Consider the following 26,215-nt stretch of genomic DNA (forward strand, 5'->3'; position numbering starts at 1 on the left):
GTCACGCCAGCGATAGATGTCGATGGACAAATTACTTTTGATTGACTATCGACAGAAGTGGGCATATTTTGTTGGGAGCGCGTTCCAAACGCCGCCGATACCAGCATCGCCGCTCGATCCGAGGAGAACCAGTGCCAACGACGCCCCCGCTTTCACTCCAGCTCTACACCGTGCGAAAAGAACTCGATGCTGACTTCGCGGGCACGATGCAGCGGGTCGCCGACATCGGGTTCACGCGGGTCGAGCCCTATGACTTCCTCGCCAGAGCGGACGCCCTCGCTGCCGGTCTCGCCGCGACCGGCCTCTCCGCGCCGAGCGCCCACTTCCGGTTCCTCGACGACGAGAGCCTGGGCGGCGCCAGCCTCGACGACGTGTTCTCCACGGCTGCCCGCCTCGGCATCCCGACGGTGATCGACCCCTTCGTCGACCCCGCAAAATGGCTCTCGGCCGCCGACATCCACCGAACAGCGGATGCCCTCAACGCCGCCGCGGAAGTGGCGGTCAAGCACGGTGTCCGCATCGGCTATCACAACCACTGGTTCGAGTTGGAGTCCGTGATCGACGGGGACACCGGGCTCGAGATCCTCAGCTCGGGACTCAACCCGGCGGTCATCCTGGAACTCGACACCTACTGGGCTGCCGCCGGCGGGCAGGATGTGGTGGCGCTTCTCGGCCGCCTCGGCGACCGGGTGCGCCTGTTGCACGTCAAGGACGGCCCGATCGAGGCCGATCCCGCCACCCAGCTCGCGGTGGGCGCGGGCAACATGCCGGTGTGGGACATCATCGCCGCCGCCACCAGCCTCGAAGTGGCCGTCGTCGAGCTCGATGCCTTCGCCGGCGACATGTTCGACGCGGTCACCGACAGCTTCTCCTATCTGAACGCCGGAGCCAGCGCGTGAGCGGCCCCATCGGGGTCGGCCTCATCGGGGCGGGAACGATCAGCAAGCAGTACCTCGAGAACCTCACCACCTTCCCCGACATCGTCGTGCACTCGATCGGCGACGTCTACGAGCCCGTGGCCAAGGAACGGGCCGCGGAGTTCGGCATCGAGACCTCGGGCGGTGTGGAGGCGACGCTGGGGCATCCGGATGTCGAGATCGTCATCAACCTGACCATCCCCGCCGCCCATGTGGAGGTCGCTCTCGCCGCCGTCGCCGCCGGCAAGCACGTGTGGAGCGAGAAGCCGTTCTCCCTCGACCGCGCGAGTGGTCTCTCTCTGCTCGCCGCGGCGGAGAAGGCGGGCCTGCGCCTCGGTTCCGCGCCGGACACCTTTCTCGGCGCGGGTCTGCAGACCGCTCGCCGCATGATCGAGCGTGGAGACATCGGGGTGCCGCTCACCGCGCTGACCCTCATGCAGTCGCCCGGTCCGGAGTCGTGGCATCCGAACCCCGCATTCCTGTTCCAGGAGGGGGCCGGGCCGCTGTTCGATATCGGTCCGTACTACCTCACCACCCTCATGCAGACCTTCGGATCGGTGCGCCGCGTCGCCGCGCTCGGTTCGAAGTCCAGAGACACCCGGGTCATCGGCTCCGGTCCGAAGGCCGGCGAGCGTTTCGCTGTGACCGTGCCGTCACACGTGAGCGCCATCGCGGAGTTCGAGGGCGGTCAGTCATCGCAGAGCATCTTCAGTTTCGACTCCCCGATGGACCGTCACGGTTTCGTCGAGGTGACCGGCACCGAGGGCACCATGTCGTTCCCCGACCCGAACAACTTCGACGGGGAGATCCGCGTGAAGCATCCCGGAGCGGCGGAGTGGACCTCGTACCCCGCTGTCGGGTCCACGAGTTCGCGGGGGTCCGGTGTGCTCGAGATGGGGCGTGCCATCCGCGCCGGGCGGCCACATCGCGCGACCGGTGAGCTCGCGTACCACGTGCTCGACACGATGGTCTCCATCAGCGAGTCGATCGACCGCCACAGCTTCGTGGAGGTGGCGAGTTCGGTCACCGTAGCGCCCGCCCTCCCGGAGGACTGGGATCCGACGGCGGCGACGCTGTAGGACCGCGATGATGACCACTACCGCTCGGCCCCTGGGCGTCGCGATGATCGGCTACGCGTTCATGGGTCGTGCCCACTCCCACGCCTGGGCGACCGTCGGGAGCTTCTTCGAGGTTCCCGCCTTCGAGCGGCGCGTGCTCGTGGGGCGGGATGCCGCCGGAGTCGCGGCTGCGGCGTCCGCATTCGGCTGGTCGGAGTCCGCCACCGACTGGCGGGAGGTGATCGCGAGGCCGGACATCGACATCGTGGACATCTGCACGCCCGGACACCTCCACGCCGAGATCGCCACCGCTGCGCTCGCCGCCGGTAAGCACGTGCTGGTCGAGAAGCCGCTCGCCAACACCCTGGCGGAGGCCGAGGCGATGGAGGCTGCCGCGGCCAGGGCATCGGCCGCCGGCGTGGTGTCGATGGTCGGCTTCAACTACCGGCGCATTCCCGCGCTCGCGCTCGCCCGCAAGATCGTCGCCGACGGCCGGCTCGGTGCGATCCGCCAGGTGCGCGCCTCGTATCTTCAGGACTGGCTCGTGGATGCCTCCACGCCGATGAGCTGGCGGCTGCGCCGGGAGACCGCGGGCTCCGGCGCTCTCGGCGATCTCGCCTCGCACGCCGTCGACCAGCTGCAGTTTCTTCTGGGGGAGCTGGTGACCGAGGTTTCCGCCCGCACCCACACCTTCGTGACCGAGCGACCGGGCGAGCTCGGCCCCGAGCCGGTCACCGTGGACGACGCCGTCTGGGCGAACCTGAGTTTCGGTTCCGGCGCGCGCGGGAGTCTCGAGGTGTCACGGGTTGCCACCGGGCGCAAGAACGCCCTCTCGATCGAGCTGTTCGGGTCGACGGGCGCGCTGCGATTCGACCTCGAGGAGCTCAACGAGCTGTGGTTCCTCGACGCCACAGACCCCATCGAGACCCAGGGCTTTCGCCGCATTCTCGTGACCGAGCCGGAGCATCCCTACCTTGCGGCGTGGTGGCCGCAGGGCCACATGCTCGGCTGGGAACATTCCTTCGTGCACGAGGTGCGCGACCTGCTCCTCTCCATCGAATCCGGCGGTCCGGCGAGCCCCTCATTCGCCGATGGACTCGCCGTGCAACGCGTTCTCGCCGCGATCGAAGACAGCGCCGCCGCACACGGAACCAGTGTGACCCTCGTCGAAACCCCGCCCGTGAAGGAGCAGAAATGACCGCCTCGACCCATCCCGTGACACTCTTCACCGGCCAGTGGGCCGACCTCACCCTCGAGGAGGTGGCGCGGCTCGCGTCGGGCTGGGGCTACGACGGGCTCGAGATCGCGGCATCCGGAGAGCACCTCGACATCGCTCGTGCCGCCGAGGATGACGCGTATCTGCAGGGCCGCCTCGACATCCTCGATCGGTACGGCCTGAAAGCCTGGGCTATCTCCAACCACCTCACGGGCCAGGCCGTGTGCGATGATCCGATCGATTTTCGTCACCAGGCGATCATTCGTCCGGCGGTCTGGGGGGACGGCGATCCCGAGGGTGTGCGCCAGCGGGCCGCGGAGGAGTTGAAACTCACCGCCGTCGTGGCGCGAAAGATGGGGATCGACACCGTCGTCGGGTTCACCGGATCGAAGATCTGGCAGTACGTGGCGATGTTCCCGCCGGTTCCGGCTTCGGCGATCGACGCCGGGTACCAGGACTTCGCCGACCGGTGGAATCCGATCCTCGACGTGTTCGACTCGGAGGGGGTGCGGTTCGCGCACGAGGTGCATCCCTCGGAGATCGCCTACGACTACTGGTCGAGCGTGCGTTCGCTCGAAGCCATCGATCATCGAGCGGCCTTCGGTTTCAACTGGGACCCGAGCCACATGATGTGGCAGGGCATCGATCCGGTCGCGTTCATCACGGAGTTCGCGGACCGGATCTACCACGTCGACTGCAAGGACACCCGGCTGCGCACGCCCAACGGGCGTTACGGAATCCTCGGATCGCACCTGCCCTGGGGTGATCCGCATCGCGGCTGGGACTTCGTCTCGACCGGACACGGCGATGTGCCGTGGGAGGACTCCTTCCGCGCGCTGCGGTCGATCGGTTACGGCGGCCCCATCTCGGTCGAATGGGAGGATGCCGGCATGGACCGGCTGCACGGCGCGGCCGAAGCCGTCGGTTTCGTACGTTCCCTGCTCTGGGAGCTGCCGGCGCAGTCCTTCGACGCGGCCTTCAGCAACCAGGGCTAGCCGTTCGCGCCGGGCCTCGGCGCGAACAGCGGGTTCGCACCCTCGGAGATGGATGTCGCGGACACGGCGCCGCTGCCATCCTTCGCTCCGCGCACGGTGATCGTCTCGCCCGCCTTGAGGTCGGCGACGGTGCTCTTATCGCTCTTCGTCACCGTGGTCGTAGCGGTGGTCTTCACGATGACGGTCGACCCGTCGCGCAGTTTCACGGTGACGGTGTCACCGTCGACCGACTGGATCGTGCCGGCCGTGATGCCGCCGAAGCCGCCGGGCCCGTTCGCGTTGCCCTGCTGGCCGGGGCCGCCCGGAATCCCTCCCTGGCCTCCGTTCAGGCCGCCGTTCTGACCGCCGCCACGGGGCCCGTTCTGCGGGGCCTGACCGTTCTGCAGCTGCCCGCCGGGCCGGTTGAAACCGGCGGCCTGGCCCGGACCCGTGTGCTGGCCGATGAGGATGCCGCCGAAGAGGAAGATCACCGCGACGGCGAGAAAAGCGAGGGTTGGCGTGAGCCAGCGCAGCACGCTGCCCCGCAGCGGGGTGGCCACGACGGGAGCGACGGGGCCCGTGGACGATGGGCCGGTCGAAGCCGGGGCGGGTGTCGCGGGATTCAACACCTCGGTCGGCTCGGCGCCGGTGGTCTCTTCGCTGGATTCGTCAGGAGTGGTCATGGTGTCTTCCTCGCCGTTGGGGACGCTGCGCGCGGTCGGGCCGGTCATCCAGCGCCTCCGAGTCCGGGCATCGCGACGGCACAGAGCGCTCTGGTGCGCCAAGGGTGGCCGGGGAAGCTATGGAATTCATATGGAGATGCTGGGCGTGCGACCCCAATCCCTGCCGATTCAGCAGGATCCGGGTCGGCTAGGCCGCGTCGAGAAATCGCAGGATCTCCCGTGCAAGGCGCGGGTTGCGAGAGGTGCCGAGGTGGCCGGCGCCCGGATACAGGGCGAGGCGTGCGTTCGGCATCCGCCGGGACGCGTGCTCGAAGAGCTCCGCGGAGTAGAAACGATCGCGTTGGCCCCCGGCGATGAGCGTGCGCGCCGCGATGGTCTCGAGGCGGGCATCCAGATCGAAGCCGTCTTCGGCATCCAGGGTGATGAGCAGGTCGAGATCACCCCGACCGACGACGGAGCGCGGGGCGAGAAGCCCCGCTACCGAGCGCAGCGCATTGCCTAGCTGAGAGGCCCCCGTGTTGCCGAGGAACATCGCCGCGGCACGCCGGTCGTGGCCGGCCCGCAGAAGCTCGGCGACGGATCGCTGCGTCGCCCGTCCCCGGTCACTCAAGCGGTGGGCCGATGACACGAGCACGAGTCGTCTCAGAAGCTCGGGATGATCGGCAGCCAGCTGCAGCGCGATAGTGCCCCCGGTGGAGATACCCATGATGTCGACGGGTTCGTCGAACAGGGAGCCGATGGTGCGGGCGTACTCCGTCGCGATGTCCGCGATCGAGGTTCCGGCCTCGAGGTTGTACCGCCTGTCGATGCTCACGACGGTGCGGTCGCCGATGAAGTCCGCGATCTCCTCGTGCTTCATCCAGGTGCGGAGAGCCGCCGGCGAGCCCGCACGACCAGAAAGGCCGGGCACCACCACGAGCGGCGCCCCCGCGCCCTTCCGCAATTGCGGCAGCTCTCCTGAAACCATTCCCCTAGGAAATCACGGAAATATTGCAGCGAGATGACCAGTGTGTACGGATCTGGTTAGAGCATTCCGAGTCGGGTCTCCGAACCGCCAGGCACGGCACGGGCACGGCACAGGCAAGGTTTGGGTGAAACATAGGCAGTTCATAGGAATGTCGCGATAGTAGGGAGTGTGACCTCCAACAACCACAGTTCCGCAGCCCCCACCACCGGTCCGAAGCTCCGCCGTGCGGACGGTTCGCCCGTGCGCGTGGTTGTCGTCGACGACGAGGCGACCCTCAGCGACCTGCTCAGCATGGCGCTGCGCTATGAGGGGTGGGATGTGAAGACTGCTGCCGAGGGCAGGACCGCCATCCAGCTGATCCGCGAATTCCAGCCCGACGTCGTCGTGCTGGACGTGATGCTCCCCGACATCGACGGCCTGGCCGTGCTCAAGCGACTGCGGGACGACGGCCAGGACACGCCCATCCTCTTCCTCACCGCGAAGGATGCTCTCGACGACCGCATCGCCGGCCTCACCGCCGGTGGTGACGACTATGTGACCAAGCCCTTCAGCCTCGAGGAGCTCGTCGCCCGGCTGCGCGGGCTCATCCGTCGCTCCTCCGTTGTGGTCGCTGATTCCTCGGATCCGCTGCTGCGCGTCGGCGACCTCGTGCTCGACGAGGAGAGCTACGAGGTGCGCCGAGAGGGACGCCTCATCGAGCTGACCGCGACCGAATTCGAGCTGCTGCGCTTCCTCATGCGCAACCCGCGCCGTGTGATGAGCAAGGCGCAGATCCTCGACCGCGTCTGGAGTTACGACTTCGGTGGCCGATCGTCGATCGTCGAGATCTACATCTCCTACCTGCGGAAGAAGATCGACGCGGGGGAGGCCCCGATGATCCATACCGTTCGAGGGGTCGGCTACATGATCAAGGCCGCCGGATGACGATTCCGTCGATTGGGCTGGCCAGACCCCGGTGGTCGTTGCGCCGGCGTCTCGTCCTCGCCGTCGTCGGACTGCTGGCGATCGTCGCGATCGTGATCGGCTCGGTGAGCGTGCTGGCGCTGCAAGGCTTCCTCATGAACCGGCTCGACGGGCAGCTCAACGCGGCCAATGGGCGCTCTCAGACGGGGTTCGGCCCTCCCGGAAGCCTGCCGGGGGACGCGCAGACCGACAACATCACCAAGGAGCAGCTCCAACGGACGTTCGACCGCCAGGCGCCCGACACCGTCATCGGAATCGTCGCGGGCTCTAGCGTCGCCGGGGTGCAGAAAGATCAAAGTGGGGTTCCCGTGAGCCTCACGGCGGCTGAGAGCAAGCCTCTCGCCACCGTGCCCTCCACCGGGACCGCGACAACGGTGGAACTCGGCAACGGCCTGGGGACGTATCGGGCCGTCGCCGTCGAGTATGCCAACGGGCTGCGGGTCGTCACCGCGCTTCCCCTGGGCGAGTTGCAGACGACGCTGCTGCAGCTCGGCCTCATCATCGCCATCGTCACCGCGGCTGGGCTCGTGCTCGCCGCATTCCTCGCGCTCTGGATCGTGCGGGTCGCGCTCAGGCCGCTCGAACGTGTCGTCTCAACGGCCACCCGCGTCGCCGAGCTTCCCCTCGACCGCGGAGAGGTCGCCCTCGGAGTGCGGGTGCCCGACGAAGACTCGGATCCGCGAACCGAAGTCGGGCAGGTCGGGGCCGCGATCAACCGCATGCTCGGGCATGTCGCATCCGCCCTCACGTCCCGCCAGGCCAGCGAGAACAAGGTGCGCCAGTTCGTTGCGGATGCCAGCCACGAGCTGCGCACTCCGCTCGCGGCGATCCGCGGCTACGCCGAACTCACGCGAAGGGGCGACTACGACCTCCCCGACGACGTCGTGCATTCGCTCGGCCGGGTCGAGTCCGAGGCGACCCGCATGACCTCTCTGGTCGAAGACCTGCTGCTGCTCGCCCGCCTCGACGAGGGGCGTGACCTCGAGAGCGATCCACTCGACCTCTCCCGGCTCATCATCGATGCCGTGAGCGACGCCCATGCCGCGGGCCCCGAACACGGATGGTCGCTCGACCTTCCCGAGGAGCCGGTGATGATCGACGGCGATGACGCCCGCCTTCACCAGGTGTTCGCCAACATCCTCGCGAATGCCCGAGTTCACACCCCTGCCGGCACCGATGTGGTCACCACGGTCGCGATCGACGGCACCAACGCGGTGGTGACGGTGACGGATGACGGCCCGGGCATCCCGCCCGACCTGCTGCCTGTGCTGTTCGAGCGCTTCGCGCGCGCCGACAGCTCCCGGTCCCGTGCCGCGGGCAGCACGGGACTCGGTCTGGCGATAGTCGCCGCCGTCGTCGAGGGCCACGGGGGCGCCGTTGAGGTGCAGAGCGAGCCGGGTAGCACCAGCTTCCGGGTCATCCTCCCCGTCACGGCGCCGGTCGACTCGCATCCGCAAGTTGTTCCGGTCGGTGCGGAGCCGGTCGCGCACTGAGCGTGCCACTGCCTGAGCAAGGGGCAGAGGGATGCCAGACTGGAGGCACCCCCAGTTGTTAGGAACTTTCGTGCGAATTGCAGTCACAGGCGCCAGTGGGAAGCTCGGACGAGCCGTCGTCGAGCGTCTCCGTGCCTCCGGAAATGCCGTCCATGCCCTCGATGTGGTCGGAGAACGCGGCCCCGGATTCACCAGGGTCGACTTCACCGACTACGGCCAGACCGTGGATGCGCTGTTCGGCATCAACGACCGTCACGACGGCCTCGATGCGGTCGTGCATCTCGCTGCGGCGCCGGCTGGCGGGATCCTGCCCGACTCGCAGACCTTCCACAACAACATGTCGGCGACGTTCAACGTGTTCCAGGGCGCACGGCGTGCCGGAATCAAGACGATCGTCTACGCCTCGAGCGAGACGGTGCTCGGCATCCCCTTCGAGACTCCACCGCCGTACATCCCCCTCGACGAGGAGTACGACACCCGACCCGAGAGCATCTACTCGGTCACCAAGCACCTGGAAGAGCAGCTGGCCCAGAAACTGGTGCGCTGGGATCCCGAACTGAGCATCGCCGCGCTGCGGTTCTCCAACGTGATGGACGTCGCCGATTACGCGCCGTTCCCGTCCTTCGATGCGGGTGCCGGCATCCGCAAGTGGAATCTCTGGGGCTACATCGATGCCCGGGATGGCGCCCAAGCCGTCGAGCGCGCTCTCGCGCTCGCCCGCCCGGGCTTCGAGGCCTACATCATCGCCGCGGCTGACACCGTGATGTCCCGCTCGAGTGCGAGCCTCGCCGCCGAGGTCTTCCCCTCCACCACGATCACCCGCGAACTCGGCGAACACGAAACGCTGCTGTCCATCGAGAAAGCCCGCCGGGTGCTCGGCTTCGAGCCGGAGCATTCCTGGCGGGACCATGCGTAGTGCGACTCTCGCGCTGAGAAAGGCCGTCGCCGTCGCCGTTCTGGCGGCGGCGGCAGTCTTCGCCTCGGCGGGCCCCGCGAGCGCCCTCGACGAACCGCGGGTGCCCGAAAACGTCAGCCAGTATTTCGCGGTCAGCCTCGTGCCCCGTCTCGTCGACCTGTTCGGCGCGAAGGCCGGCGCCGAGGTGGTGTTCGACGGCACGGCGAAGGTGGGAGGCATCCACCGGGTGCTGTCCTGGACCACCGCCTACCTCTCCGGCGCGAAGACCGAAGAACCGACCCAGATCACCAACACCTGGGTCGCTCCGATCACGGCGGCGGATGGCACGGTCGCCGGCGTGGCGACAGTCTGGATCAATCCCGCGAGCGACCAGCCCGAACTCGCTGACTTCTCCTCCGGTCCCGCTCTGGCGACGGCCCTCGCGACGGCCCCGACCGGCACCCTGCTGATACGGGACGACCCGCACGCGGCCTGGTTCGCCACCGACGGCACAACGCTCACACCTCTCGTGAGCGGCTCGTCCGGCGTCGCCGCGCCGACGACCCCGGATGCCTACCAGCAGAAGTTCACCCTCGCCGCGCCCGCGCCCGTCGTGACATCCCCCAACAGCGGCTTGCTGATCGCGGTTCTGGTGCTCGGCATCGTCGTGGTGTTGCTCGCCGTTTTCGTGCTGCTTCCGGACCGTCGCCGCCGTGCGGCGGCCACGGTGCCAGCGCGTGAAGAGTCGCGGGGTGCGGTCCCGCCCGTTGTCGCGACGGACGCGGCGGCGGCATCCTCCCAGGTCGCGCCTGCGTTGGTCGGGACGAGCGAGACCTCGTTTGCGGCCGAGGAGCCTGTGGCGGTGGAGCCTTCAGCCGAGACGCCTGCAGCGGTGTCGCCTGAAGCGGTGTCGCTCGGGGGTGAGACACCTCTCGCCTCTCCCGTTGTGAAGCCTGCAGTTGTGAAATCCGTGCCTGCGAAGCCTGCTGCGGTGAAGCCTGCTGCGGTGAAGCCTGCGGTTGAGAAGCCTGCTGCGGTGAAGCCTGCGACTGTGAAGCCTGCTGCGGTGAAGACTGCGGTTGCGAAGCCTGCTGCGGTGAAGCCTGCGGTTGAGAAGCCTGCGGTTGCGAAGCCCGCTGCCGCGAAGCCTGCGACTGTGAAGCCTGCTGCGGTGAAGCCTGCGGTTGCGAAGCCCGCTGCTGCGAAGCCTGCGGTTGCGAAGCCCGCAACCGAGACGCCAGGCGGCGCGAAACCTGCGGGTCTGAGGCCGGCGATCAGCAGGACCATCGCCGCGAATACTTCCCCCGACAAGCCTGCCGCTGCTCGGCGTGCGACCGCGAGTCCCCCGGTCGAGAAGCCTTCGGCCGAGCAACCTGCTGCCGCGAAGCGCGTGGCCCCGGAGCCCCCGACCGCTCAACCTGCGTCCGTGAAGCGCATCGCCCCGGAGCCCACCACCGCTAAACCTGCATCCGCGAAGCCAGCGGTAACGAAGTCGACGTCTGCGACAACTGCGACGGTGAAGTCTCCCGCCGCGAGCTCTGCAACAGCGAGGCCCGCAGCCGCGAAGCGTCCGCCGGCTCCCCAGGAGACTTCGTAGTCGAACCGCGCCCCATGCTCCTTCCTTCACGGGCAAGGGCCATGATCGTCGAGACCCTTCGCGACGGGTCGCGAGGCCGAGCGCCTTCCGGCCGAAATGCTCTTCGAGAGGTCGCCATCCGTCAGAAATCGCTCTTTCGTGCTGCGAGGTCAGCCGAATGTGACGGGTCGGGCGCGAAAAGGTGCCTTGCTGGCGGAGTACCTCGCTGGCGGGGTTGCCCCGCGAGGCCGAGCGTCACCTGGCCGAAATCCTCTTCGAGAGGTCGCCTTCCGTCAGAAATCGCTCTTTCGGGGCGCGAGGTCAGCCGAATGTGACGGGTGGGGCGCGACGGGGTGCCTTGCTGGCGGAGTACCCTGCTGGCGGGGTTGCCCCGCCAGGCCGAGCGGTTCTGGCCAAAATCCTCTTCGAGAGGTCGCCATCCGTCAGAAATCGCTCTTTCGTGCTGCGAGGTCAGCCGAATGTGACGGATGGGGTGCGACGGGGTGCCTTGCTGGCGGAGTACCTCGCTGGCGGAGTACCTCGCTGACGGGGTTACCCCGCGAGGCCGAGCACCTTCTGGTCGAAATGCTCTTCGAGAGGTCGCGATCCGCCCGAAAGTGCTCCTAGAGAGTGCTGGGTCAGCCGAAATTGACGGGTCACCGCCCCGAGGGTGCCCCGACCACACCCCGACCACACCGTGAGCACACCCCCGCACGCGGCGCGCACACCCCGACCACACCTCGACCACACCGCGATTTGCACGGGCCAAGCACATCCCGTACTCTGAACGAAGCCAAAGACCGCCGGTTATCGGTGTGCCGTGATTCAGCAATGATGAGCAGCCCCGATCGAAGGTTCGAAGCATCCGGAATGGATGCGACGAAAACCTGCGCAGGTGTATTGAGAAGCCCCTTTCGGGTTTTGCTCCGTGCGCTTGCGCCGGAGCCCTTTTTGTTTAACCCGCCGCGGTCCAGGTCGAAGACATAATGCACCACCAATCCACCTAGGAGCCACATGGCGAACAAGGAAGCTTCGGTTGCCGAGCTCACGGACAAGTTCCGCGACTCGACCGCCGTACTGCTCACCGAGTACCGCGGGCTCACTGTTGCTCAGCTGAAGACGCTGCGCACCACCCTCAGTGAGCACGCCACGTACGCCGTGGTGAAGAACACGCTGACCAAGATTGCGGCCAACAACGCGGGGATCTCGTCGTTCGACGAGGAACTCGTCGGTCCGTCCGCAATCGCATTCGTACACGGCGACCCGGTCACCGTTGCGAAGGGTCTTCGCGACTTCGCCAAGGCAAACCCCCTGCTCGTGATCAAGGGCGGTTACTTCGACGGTAACCCTCTCACGCCGGCAGAGGTCATCAAGCTCGCCGATCTCGAGACCCGAGAGGTGCTGCTGGGCAAACTCGCCGGCGCCTTCAAGGCTTCGCTGTTCGGTGCTGCCTACATGTTCAACGCACCGCTCGCCAAGGCCGTTCGCACGGTCGACGCGCTGCGCGAGAAGCAGGATTCCGCCTCCTAATTCCCTCACCGGGTTAGACAGCGCGGCTTAAACACGAAAAAACAAGGAGAAAAATCATGGCAAAGCTTTCAGGCGACGACCTCATCGAAGCATTCAAGGAGCTCACGCTCATTGAGCTCAGCGAGTTCGTCAAGAAGTTCGAAGAGGTCTTCGAGGTCACCGCTGCCGCCCCCGTTGCGGCCGCTGCTGCCGGTGGCGCTGCCGCCGTCGTCGAAGAGGTCGAGGAGAAGGATTCCTTCGACGTCGTCCTCGAGTCGATCGGTGACAAGAAGATCCAGGTCATCAAGGAGGTCCGTGCCCTCACGAGCCTCGGCCTCGGCGAGGCCAAGGCCGTCGTGGACAACGCCCCCGGCGTCGTGCTCGAGGGTGTCAACAAGGAGACCGCCGAGAAGGCCAAGGCTCAGCTCGAAGAGGCCGGCGCAACCGTCACCCTCAAGTAGTCATTCCCGGATGACGCCCCGCGCGGCGGCATTCGGTGCAGCATAGCGACGGCCCCCGTGCCTGCCCTCGAGGCGGACACGGGGGCCGTTCTTCGTGCTGCGGTTACCAAGATCCGCATAAGTGAGCGTACTTGCGGTTTCTAACGGTGTCCACCATAATGAGGACTCGTGAGGGCCGTATCCCGGGGCCTTCGCATCGCACAGAAGTCGATTTGTACCCCACGAAAGCTTCGTTCTGGACAGCCTTACCCTCTGGCCAGCCCACGGATGATTTCGACGCAACAGCCTCGCGGCGAATGTTCCACAGCAGGTTCTCCGCGGGAGGGTGCGATCACCGTGCACACCGACAGCCTGCGATGGGTGCCCTCGATGAGAGGGTGCCCATCAGCGGTGTCGTGCTGGTGGATGCGACCGCTTCAGGCCTAGCGGGGCGGCGCCGTCGTGCTCCGGCGCACAACGAAGTCGATGGCTACCCCGATCCGCTCGTCGACTGCGAGTCCGGCATCCGGTCCCAGTCGTTCGAGGATCAGCTGCACAGCATGTTCCCCCTGAGCGCTCGGGTGTTGCTCGAGGGTCGTGAGTCCGAACAGCTCGGCGAGGTTGTGACCGTCGATCCCCACGACCGACAGCTGTGCCGGCACGGCGATCCCGAGCTCGCGCGCGGCGAGGATCACCCCGATCGCGATCTCATCGCACCCGGCGACGATGGCCGTCGGTCGGGTCGCGGGATTGGAGAGCACCGCCAGCGCCCCGGAATACCCCCCGGGAATCGAGTAGGGCACAGCGCGGAAGTCGTCGGGGTGAGAGAGTCCCGCGGCCGCGAGAGCCCGGCGTACGCCGGCCAGTCGGCGGGAATGGACGGCGAAATCCATCTGGTGATTCTGGTCCCCGCCGAGATGCATGATGCGAGTGTGACCGAGGCTCACCAGGTGCTCGGTGAGGAACTGGGTCGCGGCCTCATCGTCGATGCTCAGGGTCGAGATCGCCGGTATCTCGCCGCCGATCCCCACGATGGGTTTGCCGAGGCCCTTCAGCGATCGCACCTCGTGAGCGCTCAGCGAGATGCCGATGGCGATCACCGCATCCACCCGTTTGCGCGCGAGGAAGTAGTCGAACACCCGCTGGCGGCGCACGGGGTCATCGTGCAGCTGGTAGAGCGTGAGGTCGTAGCCCGCCGAGATCAGCGCGCTCTCGATGCCTTCGAGCACCTCGGCGAAGAACCAGCGATTGACGAAGGGGATGACGACTCCGACGGTGCGGGTGAGTCCGGTCGCGAGGCCAGAGGCGATGGATGACGGCACGAAGCCGATCTCGGCCGCGGCATGTTCCACACGCGTGCGGGTCTCCTCCGAGACGTAACCGTTGCCGCTGAGCGCGCGCGAAGCCGTGGACTTCGACACGCCAGCGAGGCGAGCGACATCAGCGATTGCGCTCAAGAGGACCTCGAATTCGACAACATTGACGAGCGATGGCTCATCCTATGCACACAGGAGGCATTGTGGGAAACGCACCACATTTCCATGGGTGCGCTCCCACGCCCGATCCCCGTAATGGCGGGCGTCGACGGGAGCGTGACTAAAACGTTAGGTACTACCGCGGAACAAGCGCTTGCATAACGATCCCATCGCCCGTACCTTGTCCAATGGAACCGGTTCCCCATGGCGAGCGTCCCCGCGTCGATCTCGAAGCGGACTGGATCCACCCGTATGGCCCAATCCCAACCCTCAACGAGGAGGAGTCACATGAGTCCCACCCTGCTCCGCAGCGCAGCACACAGCAAGAAACTCCATCGCCGCATCACCGCACCGATCGTGTTCTTCACGATCGCAGGCCTCGCTCTCGCGGGCTGCTCATCTTCCGGCGGGGGCACCAGCACCTCCGGCAAGGGCCCCGGCGACGCCGGCAAGGCCGACGGAGTCGTGACCATCTACGGCACGATCGTCGACACCGAGGCAGAGCTCCTGCAGAAGTCCTGGGCGGACTGGGAGAAGAAGAACAAGATCACCATCAAGTACGAGGGCTCGAAGGAGTTCGAGACGCAGATCAGCGTTCGTGCACAGGGTGGCAACGCTCCCGACATCGCCATCTTCCCGCAGCCCGGCCTCCTCAAGGACCTCGCCTCGCGTGACTACATCCAGCCCGAGCCCGCTGAAGCAGCGGCCAACGTGAAGAAGAACTGGTCGAAGGACTGGGCCGGCTACGCGTCGTCCGACGGCACGCTCTACGCCTCGCCGCTCATGGCGAGCGTCAAGGGCTTCATCTGGTACTCCCCGGCGAAGTTCAAGGAGTGGGGTGTCGAGGTTCCCAAGACGTGGGATGAGCTCCTCACCCTCACCAAGACCATCCAGGAGAAGACCGGCACCGCTCCCTGGTGCGCGGGCTTCGGTTCGGATGCGGCAACGGGATGGCCCGGAACGGACTGGGTGGAAGACCTCGTTCTTCGCCAGGCCGGCGCGGCCACGTACGACAAGTGGGTCAGCCACTCGATCCCGTTCACCGATCCCGCCATCAAGAAGGCTTTCGACTCGGTCGGAGATATCCTTCTCAACCCGAAGTACGTGAACGCGGGTCTTGGTGACGTCAAGTCGATCAACTCCACGCCCTTCGGTGATGTTGCTCGGGTCGTCGGAAACGGTCAGTGCGCCATGACCCACCAGGCATCCTTCTTCGACGGGTTCATCCAGGACCCCAAGAACGGCAATGCGACTGTCGGACCCGACAAGCAGGTCTGGGCCTTCATCACCCCGCCGATCGACGCCAGTGCCGGTCCCGCCGTCACCGGTGGTGGCGAGATGGTTGCCGCGTTCTCCAACGACGCGGACACCCAGAAGGTGCAGGCCTACCTGTCGAGCGGTGACTGGGCGAACAGCCGCGTCAAGCTCGGCGGTGTGATCAGCGCCAACAAGGGCCTCGACCCGGCCAACGCGTCGAGCCCGATCCTGCAGGAGGCCATCAAGACGCTCCAGGACCCGAAGACCACCTTCCGCTTCGACGCATCAGACCTGATGCCCGGTGTGGTCGGTGCGGGTTCGTTCTGGACCGGAATGGTCGACTGGATCAACGGCAAGTCGACGGACGAGGTCTTGAAGACCATCGACGCGTCGTGGCCGTCCAAGTAGCAGTTATCGTCCTCTAGGTAGTACCCAGCGCGAAAGGCCGGCAGAGAAAAACTCTTTGTCGGCCTTTCCGCACCCCAATGCTCCGGTGTCTAATACATATGCACGCTCATGAGTCCACCGACGTACTCGAAAGGGCACAATGTCAGATTTCTTCAACTGGATCTCCACGCTCCCCGCGTTAGCCCAGATCCCGCTCGTCGTCGGCGCGTTCGTCGCCGTCGTCGCTGTCATCCTGTTCTTCGTCGAGATCGCCCCGCGATCTGGACGTCGTTACACGATCATCCGTCTCGCGGTCTGCGTCCTCGCACCGCTGGCGATCTTCCTGTTCCTCGGATCGGTCGCTTGGGCCGCCGCTATCGCCGCGGTTCTCGGCGGGGTGTTCTTCATCCTCGATTACCGGGCGAAGCAGGGAGTCGGCTATCTCTTCCAGCTGGTGGGATTCCTCGCTCCGGCGCTGATCCTGCTTCTGATCGGCCTCGTCTACCCGACGATCCTCACCGCGATCGCCGCGTTCCAGAACAACCGCGGTAACCGGTTCATCGGCTTCGAGAACTTCGTCTGGATCTTCACCCAGCCCACCGGTATCCGGGTCGTGCTGAACACGATCATCTGGGTGCTCATCGTTCCGGCGTTCTCGACCGCGATCGGTCTCGCCTACGCCGTGTTCATCGACAAGTCACGCGGTGAGAAGTTCTTCAAGATCCTGGTCTTCATGCCGATGGCGATCTCGTTCGTCGGTGCCTCGATCATCTGGAAGTTCGTCTACACGGCGCGGCCGGCCGGCCAGAACCAGATCGGTCTGCTCAACCAGATCGTGGTGCTCTTCGGTGGCCAGCCGACCGACTTCGTGTCCATCTCGCCGTGGAACACCTTCTTCCTGATCGTCGTGCTCGTCTGGATCCAGACCGGGTTCGCGATGGTCGTGCTCTCCGCGGCCATCAAGGGTGTGCCGACGGAGCAGCTGGAGGCCGCAGAGCTCGATGGCACGAACGCCTGGGAGCGATTCATCAACGTGACCGTTCCGGGCATCCGCTCGTCGCTCATCGTCGTGCTCACCACGATTTCGATCGCATCCTTGAAGGTGTTCGACATCGTGCGGACGATGACGGCCGGCGCCAACAGCACCAGCGTCATCGCCAACGAGATGTATACGCAGTGGAAGGGCTTCGAGAACGGCCGATCGGCGGCCTTTGCTCTGGTGCTCTTCGTACTGGTCTTACCCATCGTCGTCTACAACGCACGGCAGATTCAGAAGCAGAGGGAGATCCGATGAGCGCCGTCTCACCCATCGATGTACCGATCGACGTCGCCACGAAGCGACAGCTCGCCGTCGGAGAACGGACCGCGGAGCGCAGCGTCACCAAGCGCACCAAGAAGCGCCTGACGAGTCGGGGTGCGACGATCGCGTCTCTGATCATCGCGTTGCTCTGGACCGTGCCCACCTTCGGACTCTTCATCTCCTCGATCCGCCCGGCCGTGCTGATCAACACCACGGGCTGGTGGACCATCTTCCAGAACCCCGGGTTCACTTTCGACAACTACGCGCAGGTGCTGAAGGCGGGCAACAGTCAACTGAACCTTGGGCAGGCGTTCATCAACTCGATCGCCATCACGCTGCCGGCGACTCTCATCCCGCTGACACTCGCGAGCCTCGCGGCTTACGGGTTCGCGTGGATGAACTTCAAGGGCAAGAACTGGATGTTCATCGGGGTGTTCGCCCTGCAGATCGTGCCGCTGCAGATGGCTCTCGTTCCCCTGTTGAGCCTCTTCTCCCGGGGCCTCAACATCGGCGGCGTGCAGCTCTTCGCGGGACTGAACGCGAGCGGCTCGTACACCCAGGTCTGGATCGCCCACACGATCTTCGGGCTCCCGCTCGTGATCTTCCTGCTCCACAACTTCATCGCGGAGCTTCCGTCAGAACTGATCGAGGCAGCGCGAGTGGATGGCGCGGGGCATGGGCAGATCTTCTTCCGCATCGTGCTTCCGCTCACCATGCCGGCCATCGCATCGATCGCGATCTTCCAGTTCCTCTGGGTCTGGAACGACCTGCTGGTCGCTCTGGTGTTCGCCGACGGCGAGGTCGCTCCGATGACGAAGCTGCTCGCGGAGATCACCGGTGGACGTGGCCAGGACTGGCAGCTGCTCACCTCTGGTGCGTTCATCTCCATCCTCGTTCCGCTCATCGTGTTCTTCGCACTGCAGCGGTTCTTCGTGCGTGGCCTGCTCGCGGGCAGCACCAAGGGCTGAGTCCCCGCTCGCCCACAGCCCCCCCGGGGATCGCGACGGGTATACGCGCTCGCGGCGGGAGTCACGACTCCCGCCGCGAGACGTCGCGCCCTCCGGGAGGCGGCGCATCTCCCGCCACGCCGCGGGGTTGCATTGCGCTGGGGGCGAATCCGCAGCGGGAGTGTCGCCACCGGTGCGTAAGGTGAGCGAGTGAGCGGAATGCACGGTGGAAGCACCCCGGTGGGGCGCATGGGTAAACAGCGCACGCGCATCAGCGGTTCCGATCCTGACGCACAGAAGGCCGAGAACGCGGATGCCCCGCGCATCCCGGATCTGCTCGCCCGCATCGCGCAGCTATTCCAGCCGCACCGCCGCGCGCTCGCGGTCACGGCCGTGCTGGTCATCATCAGTGCGGGACTCTCGGTGCTGCCCCCACTGCTGACCCGCCAGGCCTTCGATGTCGGCCTTTTCCCGGCATCCGGTCGACCGAATGTGCCGGTTCTGCTCGAGATCGTCGGGCTGATGATCGTGATCTACGTCTCCTCCGCCGGGCTCGGCGTCTGGCAGACCTTCCTCACCGCGACCGTGGGCAACCGCGTGATGGGCGCCCTCCGGGTGCGACTGTTCGGGCATCTCCAGAAGATGGAACTGGCGTTCTTCACGCGCACCAAGACCGGCATCATCCAGTCCCGCCTGCAGAACGACGTCGGCGGGGTGTCGAGCGTGCTCACCAACACCGTGGCGAGCGTGCTGGGAAATACGGTCACCGTGGCGGCGGCCTTCGTGAGCATGCTGGTGCTGTCGTGGCAACTCACCATCGTGGCCGTGATCCTGATGCCGATCCTGGTGATCGCCCAGCGTCGGGTCGGGCGGGTTCGCGCCAAAATCGCGACCAAGACGCAGGAGTCGCTCAGCGACATGACCGCCATCACGCAGGAAACCCTGTCGGTGTCGGGCATCCTGCTGGCCAAGAGCTTCAACCAGCAGGGCTCGGAGGTCGCACGCTACAGCGACGAGAACGACAACCAGATCCGGCTGCAGGTGCGCGAGCAGATGAGCGGCCAGTGGTTCTTCGCGATGGTGCAGATCTTCCTCGCCATCATCCCGGCCGTCATCTACATCTGTGCCGCCTGGCTGCTGTTCCAGAACGTGGCGGTCACCGCGGGCACGATCGTGGCATTCACCACGGTGCAGGCCCGGCTGATGTGGCCGCTTCTCGGACTCATGAGGGTGGCGCTCGACCTGCAGACCTCCCAGGCGCTGTTTGCGCGCATCTTCGAGTACCTCGACCTGCATCCGGCGATCGCGGATGCACCGAACGCCCACCCGGTCGACCCGGCGCGTCTCGGTCGCGTGGAATTCGACGATGTGGTGTTCGCCTACCCCGACTCCGGAGACGGCACGCCTCCCACTCTCAAGGGTGTCTCCTTCGCCATCGAGCCGGGTCAGTTCGCCGCCTTCGTCGGGCCATCCGGGGCGGGCAAGACCACAGTGTCTTACCTGATTCCCCGCTTCCACGAGGTGACCGGCGGCCGCATCCTCTTCGCCGGTGATGACGTGCGCCAGCTCGAGCAGGACTCCCTGGTCGCCAACATCGGCATCGTCAGCCAGGAGACCTACCTGTTCCACGCGACGATCGCGGAGAACCTCCGCTACGCGAAGCCGGGAGCGACGGATGCCGAGCTCCAGCAGGCGGCCAGGGCCGCGAACATCCACGACACCATCGCGTCGTTCCCACTGGGCTACGACACGGTCGTCGGCGAGCGTGGTTACCGATTGAGCGGTGGAGAGAAGCAACGCATCGCCATCGCGCGGGTGCTGCTCAAGGATCCGCGAGTGCTCATCCTCGACGAAGCCACCAGCGCGCTTGACTCCCTCTCCGAACGGATCGTGCAAGATGCGCTCGACACCGCCTCCGCTGGCCGCACCACGATCGCGATCGCGCACCGCCTTTCGACCATCGTGTCGGCCGACGTGATCTTCGTGGTCGACGCCGGGCGCATCGTGGAGCACGGCACCCATGCCGAGCTCACAGCCCAGGGTGGCGTCTACGCCCGACTCTATGCGCAGCAGGTGTCACAGATCTGAGGGCTGGGGCGCCCCTGACCCGCCCCGCTCCGCCCCGTCTCTCCCCATCTCGCGGGGGAGGGAGGGATGTCTCGGGCGGCGAATGTGCCGGAAACCCCCTGAGGCCCGCTGGTAGATTGGCGGCACTATGAAGTTCGCCAACACCGTGATCGACCTCGTCGGCAATACCCCCCTCGTGAAGCTCAACCGGGTGACGGAGGGCATCGCCGCCACCGTGCTCGTCAAGGTGGAGTACCTCAACCCCGGTGGGTCGTCCAAGGACCGCATCGCCACCCGGATCATCGACGCGGCAGAACGCGAGGGGCTGCTGAAGCCCGGCGGCACGATCGTCGAACCGACCTCGGGCAACACCGGCATCGGCCTCGCCCTCGTGGCCCAGCAGCGGGGGTACCGCTGCGTCTTCGTGCTGCCCGACAAGGTGGGCGAGGAGAAGCGCAACGTGCTGTTGGCGTATGGCGCCGAGATCGTCGTCACCCCGACCGCGGTGGCGCCGGACAGCCCGGAGTCCTACTACTCGGTCTCGGATCGGCTGGCCCGCGAGATCCCCGGGGCATTCAAACCCAACCAGTACTCGAATCCCAACGGCCCGCTGAGCCACTACGAGACCACCGGCCCGGAGGTCTGGCGCGATACCGAGGGCGAGATCACCCACTTCGTCGCCGGCGTGGGCACCGGTGGCACGATCAGCGGTGTCGGCAAGTACCTCAAGGAGGTCTCGAACGGCGCCGTCACCATCATCGGAGCCGACCCGGAGGGTTCGGTCTACTCCGGTGGCACCGGTCGCCCTTACCTCGTCGAGGGCGTCGGGGAGGACTTCTGGCCCGAGGCCTACGACGGCTCGGTGGTGGACGAGATCATCGCCTCCTCCGATGCCGAGTCTTTCGACATGACGCGACGTCTCGCCCGCGAGGAGGGACTGCTCGTGGGAGGGTCGAGCGGCATGGCCGTGGCATCCGCCCTCAAGGCCGCTCGCACGCTCCCGGCCGACGCGGTGATGGTGATCCTGCTTCCGGACGGCGGCCGCGGCTATCTCAACAAGGTCTTCAGCGAGAAATGGATGCAGTCCTACGGCTTCACGCAGGTCTCCGACGAGAAGACGGTCGGCGATGTCGTCGGCCACAAGAGCGGCTCCCTTCCGGCCCTCGTGCACGTGCACCCCTCGGACACTGTGCGCGACGCCATCCAGATCATGACGAAATACGGCGTCTCTCAGCTGCCGGTACTCTCTGCGGAGCCGCCCGTCGTCATCGGCGAGGTCGTCGGGGCGATCGAAGAGAAGAGCCTGCTCGAGCAGGTGTTCAGCGGGGATGCGAGCATGACCGACCCGGTGGGGAAATTTATCGGAGCCCCGCTGGGTTTGATCGGTGTGCACGAATCGGTGACCTCCGCACGCGCCGCCTTCGGCAAAGCGGATGCACTGCTCGTGACCGAGGACGGCAAGCCCGTCGCTGTCGTCACGCGACACGACCTGCTCACCTTCCTCTCCGACTGACCCCGCCACAGAAAAGACCATCGTGACCGACTTCTCCACCCGCGCCATCCATTCGGGCCAGTCCTTCGACCCCACCACCGGCTCGGTCATCCCGCCGATCTACCAGACCTCCACCTTCGTGCAGAAGAGCATCGGCGAACTGCGCGGCGGCTACGAGTACGCCAGAAGCGCCAACCCCACACGGGATTCCCTCCAGCACCTCGTCGCCGACCTCGAGGGGGCGAAGCACGGCTTCAGTTTCTCCTCCGGCCTTGCCGGCGAAGATACCCTTCTGCGGTCGATCCTCGTGCCGGGCGACCACGTGATCATGGGCAACGACGTCTATGGCGGAACCCACCGGCTGGTCAATCGGGTCTTCGTGCCCTGGGGCATCGAGCTCGACACTGTGGAGATGACGGATCTCGACGCCGTTCGTGCGTCGATCCGCCCGAACACCCGCGTGCTCTGGGTAGAGACCCCGAGCAACCCGATGATGAAGATCAGCGACATCACGGCTCTCGTGGAGATCGGACACGCCGCGGGGGTCATCGTCGTCGTGGACAATACCTTCGCGTCGCCGTACCTGCAGAACCCGCTCGCCTTCGGGGCCGATGTCGTGACCCACTCGACCACGAAATATCTCGGCGGCCACTCGGACGTGCTCGGGGGCGCCGTTGTGCTCAACGACGATGAGCTCGCCGAGAAGCTCGGCTTCCTGCAGTTCGCCATCGGTCCGGTCTCCGGACCGATGGATGCGTGGCTCACCGTTCGCGGCATCAAGACGCTCGCCGTGCGCATGGACCGCCACTCCGCCAACGCACAGGCTATCGCGGAAGCGCTGGTCGGGCACCCCGCGATCGAGCGCGTGTATTACCCGGGCCTCTCCGGCCATCCCGGACACGAGCTCGCCGCCCGCCAGATGCGCGGATTCGGCGGGATGCTCTCGGTGCAGCTTGCCGGCGGGCCCGCGGCCGCGCGCAGCTTCGCCGAGTCGACCGAGCTGTTCCAGCTGGCCGAATCGCTCGGGGGAGTCGAGTCGCTGATCGGGTACCCGACGGAGATGACCCACGCCTCGGTGCGGGGAACGGCGCTCGCCGTGCCGGAGAACCTGGTGCGGCTCTCGGTGGGAATCGAAGGCGTCGACGACCTCCTCGCCGACGTGCGGGGCGCTCTCGATCGCGCCACCACCAGCTGAGACACACGCATACCCGGTTCTTAGCCGGGGTATAGGGCTCGCCGAGAGCGGTCGCCGAGAGTGTGCAGATGGCACACTCACCCGACTCTCTCGCTCTCGACGTGGCCGTTCCCGTCTACAACGAGCAGGCAACTCTCGAGCGCAGCATCCGCACGTTGCACGAGTACCTCTCGACGCAGCTCGACGTGCCCTGGCGCATCACGATCGCGGACAACGCCTCGACCGATGACACCCCGGAGATCGCCGACCGCCTTGCGGAAGGCCTCGCCGGTGTCGTCGCCGTCCACCTCGCTGAGAAGGGTCGCGGTCGCGCGCTCAAGCAGGTCTGGCTCGCCTCGGACGCGGCGGTGCTCGCCTACGTGGACGTGGACCTCTCCACCGATCTCAGCGCTCTGCCTCCCCTGATCGCCCCGCTGCTCTCCGGGCACTCCGATGTCGCGATCGGAACGCGCCTCGCCCGAGGGTCACGCGTGGTGCGGGGAGGCAAGCGCGAGTTCGTCTCCCGCAGCTACAACCTGCTGCTGCGCGGGGCGATGGCCGTGCGCTTCAGCGATGCCCAGTGCGGATTCAAGGCGGTGCGTCGCGAGGTGGCCCAGGAGCTCATGCCGTTGATCGAGGACAACGGCTGGTTCTTCGACACCGAGCTGCTCATCATCGCCGAGCGCAGCGGCCTGCGCATCCACGAGGTCCCCGTGGACTGGATCGACGACCCCGAAAGCAAGGTCGACATCGTCTCGACCGCACGGGAAGACCTGAAGGGGATGCTGCGGGTCGGCCGGTCGATCATGACCGGCAGGGTGCCGGTCGGATCGATCTACGCCGAGCTCGGCCGACGCCCCTTCGAGCAGCCGCGCACGGCTAGCTTCTTCGGCCAGGTGGTTCGCTTCGGCGCAATCGGGGTGCTCTCGACGGCGGCCTACGCGCTGCTCTATCTCGTCTTCCAGCTCGGGATGTCGGCCCAGTCGGCCAATTTTCTCGCGCTTCTGGTCACGGCAGTCGCCAACACCGCCGCCAATCGTCGGTTCACGTTCGGCGTACACGGACGTTCCGGTGCGGTGACGCACCAGTTCCAGGGACTCGTCGTGTTCGGCATCGCGTGGCTGATCACCAGCGGCTCGCTGGTGGGGCTCCACGCCATCGCTCCCAGCGCCTCGGCTCAGGCCCAGCTGATCGTGCTGACCGGTGCCAACCTCTTCGCCACCCTGGTGCGCTTCGTGCTCCTCCGGCTGTGGGTGTTCCGGCAGCAGCGCCGGCCCGCGGCATCCATCCCCTCTTCCCCCGTCCAGAAAGTGACAGCATCATGACAACCGCTACAGTTCATCGCCTTCCACCACCCCTGCGCCTCGCAGCAGCCTTCCGCTGGATCGTTCGTGGCCGCACCGACACCGCCCGGTGGGAGCGTCCTGCGCTGCTGGGGCTTCTCGCTGCCACCTCGGTGCTCTACCTGTGGAACCTCGGCGCCAACGGCTGGGCGAACTCGTTCTACTCCGCTGCCGTACAGGCGGGCACCGTCGACTGGGAGGCCTTCTTCTATGGAAGCTCTGATGCCGCGAACTCGATCACGGTCGACAAGCCACCGGCGAGCCTCTGGCTCATGGCGCTCTCCGCGCGCCTGTTCGGGCTCTCGTCGTTCAGCATCCTGCTGCCGGAGGTGATCATGGGGGTCGTCACCGTCGCGCTCGTCTACGTGATCGTGCGGCGACACTTCTCTGCTCCGACCGCGCTGTTCGCGGGAGCCGCACTGGCGCTCACGCCGGTGGCGGCGCTCATGTTCCGCTTCAACAATCCGGATGCGCTGCTGGTGCTCCTCATGACGCTCGCGGTCTACTTCACCCTGCGTGGCGTCGAGAGCGGCCGGGTGCGATGGGTGCTGTGGGCCGGAGCGATGGTGGGACTCGGGTTCCTCACCAAGCAGTTGCAGGCATTCCTGATCCTTCCCGTGCTCGCGGGCGTCTACTTCTGGGCGGCTCCGATCTCCTGGCGCAAGCGTCTTGCGCACCTCTTCGGGGCGCTCGGGGTGATGATCGTCTCCGCCGGGTGGTGGGTCGCGATCGTGGAACTCGTGCTGGCGAGCGTGCGCCCGTTCATCGGGGGCTCCCAGAGCAACAGTTTCCTCGAGCTCACCTTCGGCTACAACGGATTCGGCCGTATCACCGGCAACGAGACCGGAAGCGTCGGCGGCGGGGGAGCGGGAACCGGCATGTGGGGGTCGACCGGCATCCTGCGCCTCTTCGAGGGTGAGATCGGTGGCCAGGTCACCTGGCTGCTGCCCGCGGCGCTCGTCGTCACGGTTGCGGGCTTCGTGCTCTTCGGCACGACGAAACGCACCGACCCCCGACGTGCGGTCCTCGCGTTGTTCGCCGGTTGGCTTCTCATCACCGCGCTCGCCTTCAGCTTCATGGCCGGCATCTTCCACGCCTACTACACGGTGGCGCTTGCGCCTCCGCTGGCCGGAAGCCTGGCGATCGGAGCGAGCATGCTCTGGTCCCGTCGCGCCGAACTCTGGGTGCGCATCGTGTCGGCGACGGCCATGGTGTTGACGGCCTTCTGGGCATTCGCCCTGCTGGGCGAAGCATCCGACTGGCTACCCTGGCTCAAGTGGGTGGTTCTCGGGCTCGGTGCCGCTGCCGCGGCGATGCTTCTGCTGCCACGGCGGGGACGGATGCTCGCGACCGTCACTCTCGCGGTGACCATCGTCGGCGCCCTCATCGCTCCGACCGCCTACACTCTCGAGACGGTGTCCGCCTCCCACACCGGTTCCATCGTCACCGCCGGCCCCGCGGTGAGCGGATCGATGGGCCGCGGGGGTGGAATGCCCGGCGGGATGACCGCGGGAGGAACCCCTCCCGCCGGGATGACCGCCGGTGGAACCCCTCCCGCCGGGATGACCGCGGGAGGAACCCCTCCCGCCGGGATGACCGCGGGCGGTATGCCCCCCGCGGGAGCGCGGCCCGGTGGTGCGGGCGGCGGGATGGGTGGCCTCCTCGGTGGTGGCAGCGTCTCATCGAAAGTCTCCACGGTGCTCGAGAGCAACGCCTCGAGCTACTCCTGGGTCGCGGCCTCTGTCGGGTCGAACAATGCCGCGGGCTACCAGCTCGCCACCGGATTCCCCGTGATGGCGATCGGCGGCTTCAACGGAAGTGACCCGTCGCCGACCCTGGCCCAGTTCAAGAGCTACGTCGCCTCGGGGAAGATCCACTACTTCGTCGGCAGCGGATCGATGGGCCAATCGAGTGGCGGATCGTCGGCATCAGCATCCATCGCGGCCTGGGTGGCGGACACCTTCACCGCGACGACCGTCGACGGCGTGACCATCTACGATCTGACCCGGTAGGGCATTCTTTGGCGGCATCCGCGCGGCGGCTGGCGGGAACGGGCGGGACACGCCGACCAGCCGCTGCGAG

General features: G+C 66.5%; 22 protein-coding genes. 17 read left to right on the plus strand and 5 right to left on the minus strand.

The window, feature by feature from the left end:
* Positions 1–131: 131 nt before the first annotated feature.
* Genes VLI63_RS13245 through VLI63_RS13260 form a run of 4 tightly spaced genes read left to right on the plus strand, consistent with a single transcriptional unit; the run spans position 132 to position 4,186 of the window.
* Positions 132–899 (plus strand): sugar phosphate isomerase/epimerase family protein, encoded by a 768-nt coding sequence (locus VLI63_RS13245; RefSeq protein WP_409157310.1) that lies wholly within the window; start codon positions 132–134, stop codon positions 897–899.
* A complete protein-coding gene (locus VLI63_RS13250; RefSeq protein WP_409157311.1) occupies positions 896–1,996 on the plus strand; it encodes a Gfo/Idh/MocA family protein in 1,101 nt (366 codons plus the stop codon). Before VLI63_RS13245 ends, VLI63_RS13250 begins: the two co-directional genes overlap by 4 nt.
* 10 nt (positions 1,997–2,006) lie before the next feature.
* The gene (locus VLI63_RS13255) at positions 2,007–3,173 is read left to right on the plus strand and encodes a Gfo/Idh/MocA family protein (protein WP_409157312.1); all 1,167 of its coding nucleotides are present in this window, start codon (positions 2,007–2,009) and stop codon (positions 3,171–3,173) included.
* Positions 3,170–4,186 carry a sugar phosphate isomerase/epimerase family protein gene (locus VLI63_RS13260; protein WP_409157313.1) on the plus strand — a complete coding sequence of 339 codons (1,017 nt, stop codon included), beginning with the start codon at positions 3,170–3,172 and terminating at the stop codon, positions 4,184–4,186. The genes VLI63_RS13255 and VLI63_RS13260 overlap by 4 nt, the downstream gene beginning before the upstream one ends.
* Here VLI63_RS13260 and VLI63_RS13265 read toward each other — a convergent pair.
* Positions 4,183–4,896 carry a DUF5666 domain-containing protein gene (locus VLI63_RS13265; RefSeq protein ID WP_409157314.1) on the minus strand — a complete coding sequence of 238 codons (714 nt, stop codon included), beginning with the start codon at positions 4,894–4,896 and terminating at the stop codon, positions 4,183–4,185. The genes VLI63_RS13260 and VLI63_RS13265 overlap by 4 nt on opposite strands.
* A 139-nt stretch (positions 4,897–5,035) precedes the next feature.
* Entirely contained in the window at positions 5,036–5,815 is a 780-nt protein-coding gene (locus tag VLI63_RS13270; RefSeq protein WP_409157316.1) for an alpha/beta fold hydrolase, read from the minus strand.
* A 168-nt stretch (positions 5,816–5,983) separates the two neighbouring features.
* On the opposite strand from VLI63_RS13270, the gene VLI63_RS13275 reads away from it, so the two are divergent.
* From VLI63_RS13275 to VLI63_RS13285, 3 genes are all read left to right on the plus strand, one after another.
* Positions 5,984–6,739, plus strand: a complete 756-nt coding sequence (locus VLI63_RS13275) for a response regulator transcription factor (RefSeq protein WP_409157317.1) — start codon at positions 5,984–5,986, stop codon at positions 6,737–6,739.
* The gene (locus VLI63_RS13280) at positions 6,736–8,271 is read left to right on the plus strand and encodes a sensor histidine kinase (protein ID WP_409157319.1); all 1,536 of its coding nucleotides are present in this window, start codon (positions 6,736–6,738) and stop codon (positions 8,269–8,271) included. Before VLI63_RS13275 ends, VLI63_RS13280 begins: the two co-directional genes overlap by 4 nt.
* A 70-nt stretch (positions 8,272–8,341) precedes the next feature.
* Complete coding sequence (locus VLI63_RS13285; RefSeq protein ID WP_409157321.1) at positions 8,342–9,187, plus strand: NAD-dependent epimerase/dehydratase family protein; 846 nt, start codon at positions 8,342–8,344, stop codon at positions 9,185–9,187.
* Positions 9,188–9,433: 246 nt separating this feature from the next.
* Here VLI63_RS13285 and VLI63_RS13290 read toward each other — a convergent pair whose 3' ends face one another.
* Complete coding sequence (locus tag VLI63_RS13290) at positions 9,434–9,688, minus strand: hypothetical protein (protein ID WP_409157323.1); 255 nt, start codon at positions 9,686–9,688, stop codon at positions 9,434–9,436.
* Positions 9,689–9,739: 51 nt separating this feature from the next.
* Positions 9,740–10,453: a pentapeptide repeat-containing protein gene (locus VLI63_RS13295; protein ID WP_409157324.1), complete on the minus strand. Its 714-nt coding sequence runs from the start codon at positions 10,451–10,453 to the stop codon at positions 9,740–9,742.
* 1,303 nt (positions 10,454–11,756) lie between these two features.
* On the opposite strand from VLI63_RS13295, the gene rplJ reads away from it, so the two are divergent.
* Complete coding sequence (gene rplJ / locus VLI63_RS13300) at positions 11,757–12,272, plus strand: 50S ribosomal protein L10 (protein WP_196826464.1); 516 nt, start codon at positions 11,757–11,759, stop codon at positions 12,270–12,272.
* A gap of 56 nt (positions 12,273–12,328) precedes the next feature.
* Positions 12,329–12,712, plus strand: coding sequence for a 50S ribosomal protein L7/L12 (gene rplL / locus VLI63_RS13305; RefSeq protein WP_185202325.1), 384 nt, complete (start codon positions 12,329–12,331; stop codon positions 12,710–12,712).
* A 422-nt stretch (positions 12,713–13,134) separates the two neighbouring features.
* Here the strand turns inward: rplL and VLI63_RS13310 are convergent, their stop codons facing one another.
* Positions 13,135–14,148 (minus strand): LacI family DNA-binding transcriptional regulator, encoded by a 1,014-nt coding sequence (locus VLI63_RS13310; protein ID WP_409157326.1) that lies wholly within the window; start codon positions 14,146–14,148, stop codon positions 13,135–13,137.
* Between the two features lie 306 nt (positions 14,149–14,454).
* Here VLI63_RS13310 and VLI63_RS13315 point away from each other — a divergent pair, with 306 nt between their 5' ends.
* The 8 genes from VLI63_RS13315 to VLI63_RS13350 all read left to right on the plus strand — a co-directional run bounded on the left by VLI63_RS13315 (position 14,455) and on the right by VLI63_RS13350 (position 26,145).
* Positions 14,455–15,831, plus strand: coding sequence for an ABC transporter substrate-binding protein (locus VLI63_RS13315; protein ID WP_409157327.1), 1,377 nt, complete (start codon positions 14,455–14,457; stop codon positions 15,829–15,831).
* Positions 15,832–15,970: 139 nt separating this feature from the next.
* On the plus strand, positions 15,971–17,104 hold the full coding sequence (locus VLI63_RS13320; protein ID WP_409157328.1) for a carbohydrate ABC transporter permease: 1,134 nt from the start codon (positions 15,971–15,973) through the stop codon (positions 17,102–17,104).
* Complete coding sequence (locus VLI63_RS13325; protein WP_409157330.1) at positions 17,101–18,078, plus strand: carbohydrate ABC transporter permease; 978 nt, start codon at positions 17,101–17,103, stop codon at positions 18,076–18,078. The genes VLI63_RS13320 and VLI63_RS13325 overlap by 4 nt, the downstream gene beginning before the upstream one ends.
* Positions 18,079–18,276: 198 nt before the next feature.
* Positions 18,277–20,145, plus strand: a complete 1,869-nt coding sequence (locus VLI63_RS13330; RefSeq protein ID WP_409157665.1) for an ABC transporter ATP-binding protein — start codon at positions 18,277–18,279, stop codon at positions 20,143–20,145.
* 127 nt (positions 20,146–20,272) lie between these two features.
* Positions 20,273–21,637, plus strand: coding sequence for a cystathionine beta-synthase (locus VLI63_RS13335; protein WP_354573854.1), 1,365 nt, complete (start codon positions 20,273–20,275; stop codon positions 21,635–21,637).
* A gap of 19 nt (positions 21,638–21,656) precedes the next feature.
* Entirely contained in the window at positions 21,657–22,811 is a 1,155-nt protein-coding gene (locus tag VLI63_RS13340) for a cystathionine gamma-synthase (RefSeq protein WP_409157666.1), read from the plus strand.
* 68 nt (positions 22,812–22,879) lie between these two features.
* Positions 22,880–24,115 carry a glycosyltransferase gene (locus VLI63_RS13345; RefSeq protein ID WP_409157331.1) on the plus strand — a complete coding sequence of 412 codons (1,236 nt, stop codon included), beginning with the start codon at positions 22,880–22,882 and terminating at the stop codon, positions 24,113–24,115.
* Positions 24,112–26,145, plus strand: a complete 2,034-nt coding sequence (locus VLI63_RS13350; RefSeq protein ID WP_409157332.1) for a glycosyltransferase family 39 protein — start codon at positions 24,112–24,114, stop codon at positions 26,143–26,145. The genes VLI63_RS13345 and VLI63_RS13350 overlap by 4 nt, the downstream gene beginning before the upstream one ends.
* The last annotated feature ends 70 nt before the right edge of the window (positions 26,146–26,215 follow it).

This window comes from Lacisediminihabitans sp. H27-G8 (assembly GCF_046156175.1).
Lineage (GTDB): Bacteria > Actinomycetota > Actinomycetes > Actinomycetales > Microbacteriaceae > Lacisediminihabitans.